Here is a 13591-nt window from a genome sequence, read left to right on the forward strand (position 1 = left end):
GACCGCGCCTTGAAAAGAGGCCAAAGCCTGCCATTTTTAGCCCCAGTCGGCGATGACCTGGATCAATCGCCCTGGCGAGCCTTTATTTATTGAATAACCATTCAAAATAATCGAAATTTCATTCAATCAAAAAGTCATTATTTTTCCTTATATCTCGCTATTTTTTTTATCTTCTGATGGCTCTCATATAAAAACAGTATCTTTAAGACGCCGAAAGTCTACAAACCAGCATAAAATACCAAACATTGAGATAAACAAAGGGAGGACGGGAGATAACCGGCCTTTCTGACAGTGAGACAGATCACACTTCACCAGCAATCACACTCAGGTTAAATCAATGTAAAAACACCTTTATTTTCAATACTTTCATAAAGTTAATCGCCCTATAGCACATTTTTGCATAAATAAGATTGCCATTTGACCTGTGTGTGGATTCCCGATAACTTGGAAATCCGCTGGAAGCTTTCTGGATGAGCAGTCTGCTCATCATATTTATGCAGTAATTGAGATTCCCTCTGAAGCAAGTCCTCAAACTTGTTTGACCTATGCGAAAAGGATAAAGAGGGCGAATGCGAGGTGAGCGTATGAAACGCCAACCCCGTCGCCATGCTCTTGGTGTGCCCGTGCGCAAACGGTATCGGAGAGGTGTCCCGCAGAGCCTGGGGAGGTTCACTAATATGTTGTACGATAAATCCCTTGAGAAGGATAACTGTGGTTTCGGCCTGATCGCCCACATAGAAGGCGAACCTAGCCACAAGGTAGTGCGTACCGCCATACACGCACTGGCCCGTATGCAGCACCGTGGCGCAATTCTTGCCGATGGCAAAACCGGCGATGGTTGCGGTTTGCTGTTACAAAAACCTGACCGCTTTTTCCGCATTGTTGCGCAAGAGCGCGGCTGGCGTTTAGCTAAAAACTACGCCGTTGGCATGATCTTTTTAAATAAAGACCCTGAACTGGCGGCGGCATCTCGTCGCATTGTTGAAGAAGAATTACAGCAGGAGACCCTGTCGATCGTAGGCTGGCGCGACGTGCCAACCAACGAAGGTGTTCTCGGTGAAATCGCCCTTTCCTCCCTGCCTCGTATTGAGCAAATTTTTGTCAACGCCCCTGCTGGCTGGCGTCCACGCGATATGGAGCGCCGCCTGTTCATCGCACGCCGTCGTATCGAAAAACGCCTCCAGGACGATAAAGACTTCTACGTCTGTAGCTTGTCTAATCTGGTTAATATCTATAAAGGTCTGTGTATGCCGGCAGATTTGCCGCGCTTTTACCTGGACCTCGCGGACTTGCGCCTGGAGTCGGCCATCTGCCTGTTCCACCAACGCTTCTCCACCAACACCGTGCCGCGCTGGCCGCTGGCACAGCCGTTCCGCTACCTGGCGCACAACGGTGAAATCAACACCATCACTGGCAACCGCCAGTGGGCGCGTGCGCGTACCTATAAATTCCAGACACCGCTGATCCCTGACCTGCACGATGCCGCGCCGTTCGTCAACGAAACCGGCTCCGACTCCAGTTCTATGGATAACATGCTGGAACTGCTGCTGGCAGGCGGGATGGATATCATCCGTGCTATGCGCCTGCTGGTACCGCCTGCCTGGCAGAACAACCCGGATATGGACCCGGAGCTGCGCGCGTTCTTCGATTTTAACTCCATGCACATGGAACCATGGGACGGCCCGGCAGGTATTGTCATGTCAGACGGTCGTTTTGCCGCCTGTAACCTTGACCGTAACGGCCTGCGCCCGGCGCGCTATGTCATCACCAAAGACAAACTCATCACCTGCGCTTCTGAAGTTGGGATCTGGGATTATCAGCCGGATGAAGTGGTCGAGAAAGGTCGCGTCGGCCCGGGCGAATTGATGGTTATTGATACCCGCAGCGGGCGCATTCTGCATTCCGCCGAAACTGATGACGATCTGAAAAGCCGCCACCCATATAAAGAGTGGATGGAGAAGAACGTCCGCCGACTGGTGCCGTTTGAAGATCTGCCAGACGATCAGGTCGGCAGCCGCGAACTGGACGATGATACCCTCGCCAGCTACCAGAAACAGTTTAACTACAGCGCGGAAGAGCTGGACTCCGTAATCCGCGTGCTCGGCGAAAATGGCCAAGAAGCGGTCGGTTCAATGGGTGATGATACCCCGTTTGCCGTGCTCTCCAGCCAGCCGCGCATTATTTATGACTACTTCCGTCAGCAGTTCGCGCAGGTCACCAACCCGCCGATCGACCCGCTGCGTGAAGCGCACGTGATGTCGCTGGCCACCAGCATCGGTCGTGAGATGAACGTCTTTTGCGAGGCAGAAGGCCAAGCACACCGCCTGAGCTTCAAATCGCCGATTCTGCTGTACTCCGATTTCACCCAGCTCACCACTATGAAAGAGGATCATTATCGCGCTGACCGCCTCGATATCACCTTCGACGTGACCGAAACCACGCTCGAAGAGACCGTCAAAGCATTGTGCGATAAGGCGGAACAGATGGTGCGTAACGGTACGGTGCTGCTGGTGCTCTCTGACCGTAATATCGCGAAGAACCGCTTACCGGTTCCGGCACCGATGGCCGTGGGCGCAGTGCAAACGCGTCTGGTAGAACAAAGCCTGCGTTGCGACGCCAACATCATCGTTGAAACCGCCAGTGCCCGCGACCCGCACCATTTTGCTGTCCTGCTCGGCTTTGGCGCGACGGCCATTTATCCGTATCTCGCCTATGAAACGTTGGGACGTCTGATCGATACCCAGGCGATCGCCAAAGATTACCGGACCGTGATGCAGAACTACCGTAACGGCATCAACAAAGGTCTGTACAAAATCATGTCCAAAATGGGCATTTCGACCATCGCCTCTTACCGTTGCTCCAAGCTGTTCGAAGCCGTTGGTCTGCATGATGATGTCGTGGCGCTGTGCTTCCAGGGCGTGGTCAGCCGCATCAGCGGCGCAGGGTTTAGCGACTTCCAGCAGGATCTGCTGAACCTCTCCAAACACGCCTGGCTGGCACGCAAACCCATTAGCCAGGGCGGGCTGCTGAAATACGTTCACGGCGGCGAATACCACGCCTACAACCCGGACGTGGTGCGCACGCTGCAACAGGCGGTACAAAGTGGCGAATATAGCGACTATCAGGAATATGCCAGGCTGGTGAATGAGCGTCCGGCAGCCACGCTGCGCGATCTGCTGGCGATCGCACCTGGCGATGAAGCCGTAAGCATTGATGAAGTAGAACCCGCAACCGAACTGTTTAAACGCTTTGATACCGCGGCCATGTCCATCGGCGCATTAAGCCCCGAAGCACACGAAGCGCTGGCCGAAGCCATGAACAGCATCGGCGGTAACTCCAACTCCGGCGAAGGTGGTGAAGATCCGGCGCGCTATGGCACGAATAAAGTGTCACGCATTAAGCAGGTCGCATCCGGTCGCTTTGGTGTGACCCCAGCATACCTGGTCAACGCCGATGTTATCCAGATTAAAGTCGCTCAGGGCGCGAAGCCGGGTGAAGGGGGTCAGTTGCCGGGTGACAAAGTGACGCCGTACATAGCGAAGCTTCGTTATTCTGTACCAGGCGTGACGCTGATCTCCCCGCCGCCGCACCACGATATTTACTCTATCGAGGACTTAGCGCAGCTGATTTTCGACCTCAAACAGGTCAACCCGAAAGCAATGATTTCCGTGAAGCTGGTTTCCGAACCCGGCGTCGGCACCATCGCCACGGGCGTGGCGAAAGCCTATGCGGATCTAATAACCATCGCGGGTTACGATGGCGGCACCGGCGCAAGCCCGCTCTCCTCGGTGAAATACGCGGGCTGCCCATGGGAACTCGGTCTGGTGGAAACCCAGCAGGCACTGGTCGCTAATGGCCTGCGTCACAAGATTCGTCTGCAGGTCGATGGCGGTCTGAAAACCGGTGTCGACATCATCAAAGCGGCCATCCTCGGCGCAGAAAGTTTTGGCTTCGGCACCGGCCCAATGGTCGCGCTGGGCTGTAAATACCTGCGTATTTGCCACCTGAACAACTGCGCAACCGGTGTGGCGACTCAGGACGACAAACTGCGTAAAAATCACTATCACGGCCTGCCGTTCAAAGTGACCAACTACTTTGAATTTATTGCCCGTGAAGTTCGCGAGCTGATGGCGTCACTTGGCGTAACCCGCCTCGTGGATCTGATTGGCCGCACCGACCTGCTGAAAGAGCTGGAAGGATTTACCGCCAAACAGCAGAAGCTGGAACTGTCTCGCTTGCTGGAAACCGCAGAGCCGCATCCCGGCAAAGCGCTGTTCTGCACCGAGAACAACCCGCCGTTTGATAACGGTGTACTGAACGCGCAGTTACTGCAACAGGCAAAACCGTTTGTCGATGAGCGCCAGAGTAAAACCTTCTGGTTTGATATCCGCAACACCGACCGTTCAGTTGGCGCGTCGTTATCCGGTTATATTGCCCAGACTCACGGCGATCAGGGGCTGGCGTCTGACCCGATTAAAGCGCACTTCAGCGGTACCGCAGGCCAGAGCTTCGGCGTATGGAACGCGGGCGGCGTAGAACTGTATCTGACCGGCGATGCCAACGACTATGTCGGTAAAGGCATGGCGGGCGGCCTGCTGGCGGTGCGCCCTCCGGTTGGCTCTGCTTTCCGTAGCCATGAGGCGAGCATCATTGGTAACACCTGCCTGTATGGTGCCACCGGTGGTCGTCTGTTTGCCGCGGGCCGTGCGGGTGAGCGCTTTGCGGTACGTAACTCCGGGGCCATCACCGTGGTTGAAGGTATTGGCGACAACGGCTGTGAATATATGACCGGCGGCATCGTCTGTATTCTTGGGAAAACTGGCGTTAACTTCGGTGCAGGTATGACAGGCGGCTTTGCCTACGTACTGGACGAAGACGGTGAATTCCGCAAACGCGTGAACCCGGAACTGGTTGAAGTATTGAACGTGGACTCTTTGGCTATCCACGAAGAGCATCTGCGCGGTTTAATTACCGAACACGTGCAGCATACCGGTTCTTCGCACGGCGAAGAGATCCTGGCGAACTGGCCAGCGTTCTCAGCGAAATTCGCGCTGGTAAAACCAAAATCCAGTGATGTGAAAGCACTGTTGGGTCACCGTAGTCGTAGCGCAGCTGAGCTGCGTGTGCAGGCGCAGTAAGGGGTAGCAGCAATGAGTCAGAACGTATACCAATTTATCGACCTGCAGCGCGTTGATCCGCCAAAGAAACCGCTGAAGATCCGTAAGATCGAGTTTATCGAAATTTACGAGCCGTTTTCCGAAGGTCAGGCTAAGGCACAGGCAGACCGCTGCCTGTCCTGCGGTAACCCGTACTGCGAGTGGAAATGCCCGGTACATAACTACATCCCGAACTGGCTGAAGCTGGCTAACGAAGGGCGTATTTTTGAAGCCGCAGAGCTGTCTCACCAGACCAACACGCTGCCGGAAGTTTGCGGCCGTGTCTGTCCGCAGGACAGGTTGTGCGAAGGTTCCTGTACGCTGAATGACGAATTCGGCGCAGTGACCATCGGCAACATCGAGCGCTATATTAACGATAAAGCCTTCGAAATGGGTTGGCGCCCGGATATGACCGGCGTTCGTCAGACGGACAAGCGTGTCGCCATTATCGGTGCGGGTCCGGCAGGCCTGGCATGTGCGGATGTGCTGACCCGTAACGGCGTGAAGGCCGTGGTCTTTGACCGCCATCCGGAAATCGGTGGTCTGCTGACCTTCGGTATCCCGGCCTTCAAACTGGAAAAAGAGGTGATGACCCGCCGTCGTGAAATTTTCACCGGCATGGGCATCGAGTTCAAACTCAACGTCGAAGTGGGCCGTGACGTGCAGCTCGAAGCGTTACTGAAGGATTACGACGCCGTGTTCCTTGGCGTCGGCACCTATCAGTCGATGCGCGGTGGGCTGGAAAACGAAGATGCTGATGGCGTCTTTGATGCCCTGCCGTTCCTGATCGCCAATACCAAACAGTTGATGGGCTTTGGCGAAAGCAGCGACGAGCCATACATCAGCATGGAAGGTAAACGCGTTGTCGTGCTGGGCGGTGGTGACACCGCGATGGACTGCGTGCGGACCTCCGTTCGTCAGGGTGCGTCACACGTTATCTGCGCCTACCGCCGCGATGAAGAGAATATGCCGGGTTCGAAACGCGAAGTGAAAAACGCGCGTGAAGAAGGCGTCGAATTCCAGTTCAACGTCCAGCCTTTAGGTGTTGAGGTGAATGCTAACGGCAAAGTGTGTGGCGTGAAAATGGCGCGCACTGAGATGGGTGAGCCGGATGCGAAAGGTCGCCGTCGCGCGGAGATCGTCGCCGGTTCCGAGCATATAGTACCGGCTGATGCCGTCGTACTGGCGTTTGGTTTCCGTCCACACAGCATGGAATGGCTGGCAAAACATAGCGTCGAGTTGGATTCGCAGGGGCGTATTATTGCTCCGGAACGCAGCGACAACGCCTTCCAGACCAGCAACCCGAAAATCTTTGCCGGTGGCGACATCGTGCGTGGTTCGGATCTGGTTGTCACAGCCATTGCCGAAGGCCGTAAAGCGGCTGACGGAATTATGAATTACCTGGAAGTGTAAGTCAGCCTCTTCAGGCATCTCATCTGCCCTGGTGGATGAGATGCCAAATTCCTGCCGCAATACCGCCAAACCTGCCAAATAAGCCAGCCTGACAACACGTTTTGTAAACAGGGCAAATAGCCTTAACACCCGAAACACATAAACACCATGAATAATAACCATGTAAAAATCATACGGAAACGTTTGCTTTATTCTGAGAAGTGTTTATGATGCGGCGGATTTTTTGGGCAAAATTCAAGGAGGCGTTGTGTCGCAGGACAACAATTATAGCCAGGGCCCCGTCCCTCTGGCAGCGCGGAAAGGCGTGATACCACTGACGTTTGTGATGTTGGGGTTAACATTCTTTTCAGCCAGTATGTGGACCGGAGGCACTCTCGGTACCGGTCTTTCCTATAATGATTTTTTCCTGGCAGTTCTCTTCGGTAATCTCCTCCTCGGTATTTACACTGCATTTCTCGGTTATATTGGCGCAAAAACAGGTCTCTCTACCCACCTCCTCGCACGTTACTCATTTGGCATAAAAGGTTCATGGCTTCCCTCAATGCTACTAGGTGGCACACAGGTGGGCTGGTTTGGCGTCGGTGTGGCAATGTTCGCCATCCCGGTGGGTAAAGCGACGGGTATTGACGTCAATATCCTGATTGCAGTTTCTGGTCTACTGATGACCATGACCATCTTCTTTGGTATCTCGGCACTCACCATTTTGTCCATCATCGCCGTTCCCGCTATCGTCATTCTTGGCAGCTACTCTGTCTGGCTGGCAGTGAGCGATGTGGGAGGGTTGGATCATTTAAAAGCAATTGTGCCGCAGACACCGCTGAATTTCTCCACGGCACTGGCGTTGGTCGTCGGATCGTTTGTCAGCGCAGGCACCTTAACCGCCGACTTCGTCCGCTTCGGGCGAAATGCCAAAGGCGCAGTGTTGATTGCCATGGTGGCATTTTTCCTTGGCAACTCGTTGATGTTTATCTTCGGCGCCGCCGGAGCCGCCGCAGTAGGACAGGCAGATATCTCAGATGTGATGATCGCGCAGGGGCTGCTGCTGCCCGCAATTATCGTACTCGGCCTGAATATCTGGACCACCAACGACAACGCGCTGTACGCCTCCGGTTTGGGGTTTGCTAATATTACCGGCCTTTCCAGCCGCACATTGTCCGTGGCCAACGGCATTATTGGAACACTGTGCGCATTATGGCTTTACAATAACTTTGTCGGCTGGCTGACATTCCTGTCGGCGGCGATCCCTCCTATTGGCGGAGTGATTATTGCCGATTATCTGTTAAACCACCGCCGCTACACCAACTTCAACACAGCACAGTTTATTCCGGTCAACTGGATAGCTATTCTGTCCGTCGCGCTGGGAATCGCCGCCGGACACTACATCCCAGGTATTGTGCCGGTCAACGCCGTGCTTGGCGGCGTATTCAGCTATATCCTGCTGAATCCCCTTTTCAATCGTAGCCTTGCAAAATCCCCGGAGGTCAGTCATGCAGAATAACACCATCACCCTAACTCGAACCCGTCTGCAGGGGCGTGAAGGATTGTGGCAAATCACGATTGAAAACGGGCGTTTTAGCCGTATTGATCCCCAGGAAACAGCAGCTGCGCCACAGAGCGAGGTGCTTGATGCTGAAGGCGGGCTGGCCATTCCCCCTTTCGTTGAACCACACATCCACCTGGACACAACGCAAACTGCAGGGGAGCCCAGCTGGAACCAGTCGGGTACGCTGTTTGAAGGTATTGAGCGCTGGGCCGAACGCAAGGCGATGCTCACCCACGAAGACGTGAAGACCCGCGCCATGCAGACCCTTAAGTGGCAGATGGCCAACGGCATCCAGTATGTCCGAACTCACGTAGACGTTTCCGATCCTACGCTGACGGCGCTGAAAGCCATGCTGGAGGTGAAGCAGGAAGTGGCACCGTGGGTGGAGCTGCAGATTGTAGCGTTCCCACAGGAAGGTATTCTTTCTTATCCCAACGGCGAAGCGCTATTAGAAGAAGCTGTGCGTTTGGGTGCCGACGTCATTGGCGCAATTCCTCACTTTGAATTCACGCGTGAATATGGCGTTGAGTCGCTGCACAAAACTTTCGCCCTGGCGCAGAAGTATGACCGACTTATCGATGTGCACTGTGACGAGATTGATGATGAGCAATCGCGCTTTGTTGAAACCGTCGCGGCGCTGGCGCATCGCTATGGCATGGGAGCGCGCGTGACAGCCAGCCACACCACGGCGATGCATTCCTATAACGGCGCATATGCTTCCCGCCTTTTCCGTCTGTTGAAAATGTCAGGTATTAACTTCGTTGCCAATCCGCTGGTGAATATTCACCTGCAAGGACGTTTTGACACCTATCCTAAGCGCCGTGGCATCACCCGCGTCAAAGAGATGCTGGAAGCGGACATCAATGTTTGCTTTGGGCATGATGACGTTTTTGATCCGTGGTACCCGTTGGGAACCGCGAATATGCTGCAAGTTCTGCATATGGGATTACACGTGTGTCAGTTGATGGGGTACGGACAAATCAATGATGGGCTAAATCTCATCACCACCCACAGCGCGAAAACCCTGCACTTACAGGACTACGGTTTGAGTATTGGGAACTCGGCAAACCTGGTGATTTTACCTGCTGAAAATGGGTTTGATGCGGTGCGTCGCCAGACACCTGCACGTTATTCAATCCGCCATGGGCGGGTTATTGCCGAGACGGTGCCAAGCCAGACAACGCTCCATCTGGCGCAGCCAGAAGCGGTAACGTTTAAGCGCTAGATTTTCTTTTCGGACATGGCCGCAGACTCACAGCCTGCGGCAAAAACGTATGGCGAAATATTTTCTGTCAGGCTGCTAATCTGCAACACATCTGTTCAAGTTCTCCCTCAACCATTTCCGACAGTTTTTTACGCGCCAGCGGGCGGCTGCGTAATGGATATGCTCATACAGAGGATATATAAAATACATATATTTAAATATGAATGATTGAGCGGACAGTTTTTTATTACCAAGGGCTAAAACTAACTTTATGAAATCTGCGAATATGATCTTTAAAATAAATCATAAGCCACTATTTTAAAACGAAAAATAACCAACCTTCGATTATAAAAATACGATATCCACTCCAAAACACATGCCAGAAAAAATATAACATCCGCATTTAAAACAGCGTTATTACCGGATTTATCTTCTTCTCTGGCATGGAGTGAAAAAATGTTCGGCATTATTATCTCTGTCATCGTTTTATTAACGATGGGTTACCTGATCCTCAAAAACTACAAACCACAGGTAGTACTGGCAGCAGCCGGGATCTTCCTGATGATCTGCGGCGTCTGGTTGGGGTACGGCGCACTGGTCGCCAGCGACAAAAGCAGCGGTTATCTGCTGGTCGATATTTATAATGAAATTCTACGTATGCTTTCCAACCGGGCGGCAGGTCTTGGGCTGTCCATCATGGCAGTGGGCGGTTATGCCCGCTATATGGACAGAATGGGAGCCAGCCGGGCAATGGTCAGCCTGTTGAGCCGTCCACTCAAGCACATCCGCTCACCCTATATTGTGCTTGCCGCGACGTATGTCATTGGTCAAATCATGGCACAGTTCATCACCAGTGCTTCCGGATTGGGCATGCTGCTGATGGTTACGCTCTTCCCAACGCTGGTCAGCCTGGGCGTGAGCCGTTTATCCGCGGTAGCGGTTATTGCCACCTCGATGTCGATTGAATGGGGCATTCTGGAAACCAACTCAATTTTTGCCGCACAGGTTGCGGGGATGAAAATAGCCACTTATTTCTTCCACTACCAACTCCCTGTCGCGTCCTGCGTCATCATCGCCGTCGCCATCGCACACTTTTTCGTTCAACGCCGGTTTGATCAAAAAACACAACCAGACAGCACAGGCTTCAATGAACAAAAGACGCTGGAAGATGTACCGCCACTCTATTACGCCATTTTACCGGTGATGCCGCTGCTCCTGATGTTGGGCTCGCTGTTGCTGGCGCATATGGGATTAATGCAGACAGAGTTGAATCTGGTTGTGGTGATGCTAATGAGCTTGACGCTGACCATGTTTGTGGAGTTTCTTCATAAACATAATCTGCGTGAGACTATGGATGATGTGCAGGCGTTTTTTGACGGCATGGGAACACAGTTTGCCAATGTCGTCACGCTGGTGGTGGCCGGTGAGATCTTTGCCAAGGGCTTAACCACTATTGGCACCGTCGAGGCGGTGATTAAAGGCGCAGAACACTCCGGGCTTGGCGGTATCGGTGTGATGATCATTATGGCCGTGGTTATCGCCGCCTGCGCAATTGTAATGGGATCCGGGAATGCACCGTTTATGTCATTCGCCAGCCTGATCCCGGATATTGCTGCGGGGCTGCATATTCCTGCGGTTGTGATGATTATGCCGATGCACTTTGCCACCACGCTGGCACGTGCAGTTTCACCGATTACCGCTGTGATTGTCGTGACATCCGGTATTGCTGGCGTGTCGCCTTTTGAGGTCGTAAAACGGACAGCCATCCCAATGGCGATAGGATTTGTGGTCAATATGATTGCCACTATCGCGCTGTTTTATTGATATCTGACGCAGAATGCAAAACAGGCCCGCAAGGGCCTGTTTGATTATTTCACTACGCGTAGCGCCGGACGCCCACCGCGAGGAGGCGGTGGCGTGTCGTCAGGATCGTCATCGTGATTATCCGGTTTATCGCCATCAATCACCGACATCACCGTTTCGTTTTCGCTCTCAGGCGCGACATCGTCATCATTGAGGCTGTCGACATCTTCGTCATAGGCTGCTTCAGGTTCAAACATCGTTCCTGCGCCGTTTTCACGGGCATAGATCGCGAGTACCGCCGCCAGTGGTACGGAAACGTTGCGCGGCACGCCGCCAAAGCGCGCATTAAAGCGCACTTCGTCGTTCGCCAGTTCCAGATTGCCCACGGCACGCGGCGCAATATTCAAAACAATTTGCCCGTCACGTGCGTATTCCATCGGAACCTGCACGTCCTGGAGCGTCACATCCACCACCAGGTGCGGCGTGAGCTGGTTGTCCAGCAACCACTCATAGAATGCGCGCAGCAGATACGGACGGCGTGGCGTTAACTGTGGCAAATCCATACAGGTTAACCCCGGCCCAGACGCATTTCACGTTCAGGCTCAGTCAGAGAAGCCAGGAAAGAGTCACGTTCGAAGACGCGGGTCATATACCCTTTCAGTTCTTTCGAACCTGCACCGTTGAATTCAATACCCAGCTGCGGTAAACGCCACAGCAGCGGCGCCAGGTAGCAATCTACCAGGCTGAACTCATCGCTCAGGAAATACGGTTTTTGACCAAAGACTGGGGCAATTGCCAGCAGCTCTTCACGCAGACGTTTACGTGCAACATCGGCTTCAGATGCAGAACCGTTCACGATGACGTTCATCAGCGTGTACCAGTCTTTTTCAATACGCTGCATGTATAGGCGGCTCTCACCACGCGCAACCGGGTAAACCGGCATCAGCGGCGGATGCGGGAAACGCTCATCCAGGTATTCCATAATGATGCGAGATTCCCACAGGGTCAGCTCACGATCCACCAGTGTCGGGACGCTCTGATTCGGGTTGAGGTCGATCAGATCCTGCGGTGGATTGTCCTTTTCCACGTGCTCAATCTCGAAACTAACACCTTTTTCAGCCAGCACGATGCGGACCTGATGGCTATAGATGTCAGTAGGACCAGAAAACAGCGTCATTACCGAACGTTTGTTGGCAGCGACAGCCATGAAAACCTCCAGGTATATTCAGAATTTTTACTGCTACCAGCCACTTTGTGACCAGCCAGAAGTGATGTCACCCAGATTCGGGAAAGTCATTACTGTTCAAAATACAAACAAAAAATGAACAATACCGGATATTTGGGCAGAAAATTGGATGATAGTTTACCAGATTTTGTGACCTTTGTGGTGAGTCGATTCTGGAAATGGGGAAAAAGAGGTGGCAATCAGCGTATTACCGTGATCTTTGGCGGATGAAAATCATAAAAAAACCCGCCGAGGCGGGTTTTTTCGCAAATTGTAATCTGCCGAAGCAGAAAGCAATTAACGTTTGGAGAACTGAGGACGACGACGTGCTTTACGCAGACCGACTTTCTTACGTTCAACCTGACGAGCATCACGAGTAACGAAGCCAGCTTTACGCAGTTCGCCACGCAGGGATTCGTCGTACTCCATCAGAGCGCGGGTGATACCGTGACGGATCGCACCAGCCTGACCAGAGATACCACCACCTTTAACAGTGATGTACAGATCCAGTTTCTCAACCATGTCGACCAGTTCCAGCGGCTGACGAACTACCATGCGGGCAGTTTCACGACCGAAGTACTGTTCCAGAGAACGTTGGTTGATTACGATTTTACCACTGCCCGGTTTGATGAAAACGCGAGCTGCGGAACTTTTGCGGCGACCAGTGCCGTAGTATTGATTTTCAGCCATTGCCTATAATCCCGATTAGATGTCAAGAACTTGCGGTTGCTGTGCCGCGTGGTTGTGCTCGTTGCCAGCGTAAACTTTCAGTTTACGGAACATAGCACGACCCAGCGGGCCTTTTGGCAGCATGCCTTTAACCGCGATTTCAAGCACACGCTCAGGACGGCGAGCAATCATCTCTTCAAAGGTCGCTTGTTTGATACCACCGATGTGACCGGTGTGGTGATAGTACACTTTGTCAGTACGCTTGTTGCCGGTTACAGCAACTTTGTCAGCGTTCAGAACGATGATGTAATCACCAGTATCTACGTGCGGAGTGTATTCCGCTTTGTGCTTACCGCGCAGGCGCAGAGCCAGTTCGGAAGCCAGACGGCCCAGAGTTTTACCGGTCGCGTCAACAACATACCAGTCGCGTTTTACGGTTTCTGGTTTAGCTGTAAAAGTTTTCATTAAAAGCTTACCCAAATAAATAAGTTACACGTTGGTGAACACCCAAACGTTTTGTCAGTTGAGGTTCACACGACATTGTCCAGCAAACCTACCCCTTCGAATAGCCTATGCCG

General features: G+C 53.0%; 9 protein-coding genes and 1 pseudogene. 5 read left to right on the plus strand and 5 right to left on the minus strand.

All coding sequences use genetic code 11. The features are described from left to right. The first annotated feature begins 677 nt into the window (after window positions 1-677). From gltB to RYZ59_RS15860, 4 genes are all read left to right on the plus strand, one after another. Window positions 678-5138 (plus strand): glutamate synthase large subunit, encoded by a 4461-nt coding sequence (gene gltB / locus RYZ59_RS15845; RefSeq protein ID WP_318049273.1) that lies wholly within the window; start codon window positions 678-680, stop codon window positions 5136-5138. Between the two features lie 12 nt (window positions 5139-5150). Then, on the plus strand, window positions 5151-6569 hold the full coding sequence (gene gltD / locus RYZ59_RS15850) for a glutamate synthase subunit GltD (RefSeq protein ID WP_202037625.1): 1419 nt from the start codon (window positions 5151-5153) through the stop codon (window positions 6567-6569). A gap of 247 nt (window positions 6570-6816) precedes the next feature. Then, window positions 6817-8067, plus strand: coding sequence for a cytosine permease (gene codB, locus RYZ59_RS15855; RefSeq protein WP_318049271.1), 1251 nt, complete (start codon window positions 6817-6819; stop codon window positions 8065-8067). Next, window positions 8057-9337: a cytosine deaminase gene (locus RYZ59_RS15860; RefSeq protein WP_318049269.1), complete on the plus strand. Its 1281-nt coding sequence runs from the start codon at window positions 8057-8059 to the stop codon at window positions 9335-9337. The genes codB and RYZ59_RS15860 overlap by 11 nt, the downstream gene beginning before the upstream one ends. A gap of 79 nt (window positions 9338-9416) precedes the next feature. Here the strand turns inward: RYZ59_RS15860 and RYZ59_RS15865 are convergent. Next, a pseudogene (locus tag RYZ59_RS15865) lies at window positions 9417-9491 on the minus strand (hypothetical protein); the annotation flags it as partial. A 281-nt stretch (window positions 9492-9772) separates the two neighbouring features. Between RYZ59_RS15865 and dcuC the strand changes: the two are divergent. Then, window positions 9773-11140, plus strand: coding sequence for an anaerobic C4-dicarboxylate transporter DcuC (gene dcuC / locus RYZ59_RS15870; RefSeq protein ID WP_318049268.1), 1368 nt, complete (start codon window positions 9773-9775; stop codon window positions 11138-11140). A gap of 44 nt (window positions 11141-11184) precedes the next feature. Here dcuC and sspB read toward each other — a convergent pair whose 3' ends face one another. From sspB to rplM, 4 genes are all read right to left on the minus strand, one after another. After that, complete coding sequence (gene sspB, locus RYZ59_RS15875; RefSeq protein WP_048213443.1) at window positions 11185-11682, minus strand: ClpXP protease specificity-enhancing factor; 498 nt, start codon at window positions 11680-11682, stop codon at window positions 11185-11187. Window positions 11683-11687: 5 nt separating this feature from the next. Then, a complete protein-coding gene (gene sspA / locus RYZ59_RS15880) occupies window positions 11688-12326 on the minus strand; it encodes a stringent starvation protein SspA (protein WP_048213444.1) in 639 nt (212 codons plus the stop codon). 315 nt (window positions 12327-12641) lie between these two features. Further along, window positions 12642-13034, minus strand: coding sequence for a 30S ribosomal protein S9 (gene rpsI / locus RYZ59_RS15885; protein WP_003025138.1), 393 nt, complete (start codon window positions 13032-13034; stop codon window positions 12642-12644). Window positions 13035-13049: 15 nt separating this feature from the next. Then, a complete protein-coding gene (rplM, locus tag RYZ59_RS15890) occupies window positions 13050-13478 on the minus strand; it encodes a 50S ribosomal protein L13 (protein ID WP_003025141.1) in 429 nt (142 codons plus the stop codon). Between the last annotated feature and the right edge of the window lie 113 nt (window positions 13479-13591).

The sequence above is a fragment of the Citrobacter sp. HN-141 genome (genome assembly GCF_033341895.1).
GTDB lineage: Bacteria > Pseudomonadota > Gammaproteobacteria > Enterobacterales > Enterobacteriaceae > Citrobacter.

Excerpts from the sequence above, each read along its gene's own strand:
- gltB (WP_318049273.1), top strand. The coding sequence starts at position 678 with ATGTTGTACGATAAATCCCTTGAGAAGGATAACTGTGGTTTCGGCCTG.
- gltD (WP_202037625.1), top strand. The coding sequence starts at position 5,151 with ATGAGTCAGAACGTATACCAATTTATCGACCTGCAGCGCGTTGATCCG.
- RYZ59_RS15860 (WP_318049269.1), top strand. The coding sequence starts at position 8,057 with ATGCAGAATAACACCATCACCCTAACTCGAACCCGTCTGCAGGGGCGT.
- dcuC (WP_318049268.1), top strand. The coding sequence starts at position 9,773 with ATGTTCGGCATTATTATCTCTGTCATCGTTTTATTAACGATGGGTTAC.
- sspB (WP_048213443.1), bottom strand. The coding sequence starts at position 11,682 with ATGGATTTGCCACAGTTAACGCCACGCCGTCCGTATCTGCTGCGCGCA.
- sspA (WP_048213444.1), bottom strand. The coding sequence starts at position 12,326 with ATGGCTGTCGCTGCCAACAAACGTTCGGTAATGACGCTGTTTTCTGGT.
- rpsI (WP_003025138.1), bottom strand. The coding sequence starts at position 13,034 with ATGGCTGAAAATCAATACTACGGCACTGGTCGCCGCAAAAGTTCCGCA.
- rplM (WP_003025141.1), bottom strand. The coding sequence starts at position 13,478 with ATGAAAACTTTTACAGCTAAACCAGAAACCGTAAAACGCGACTGGTAT.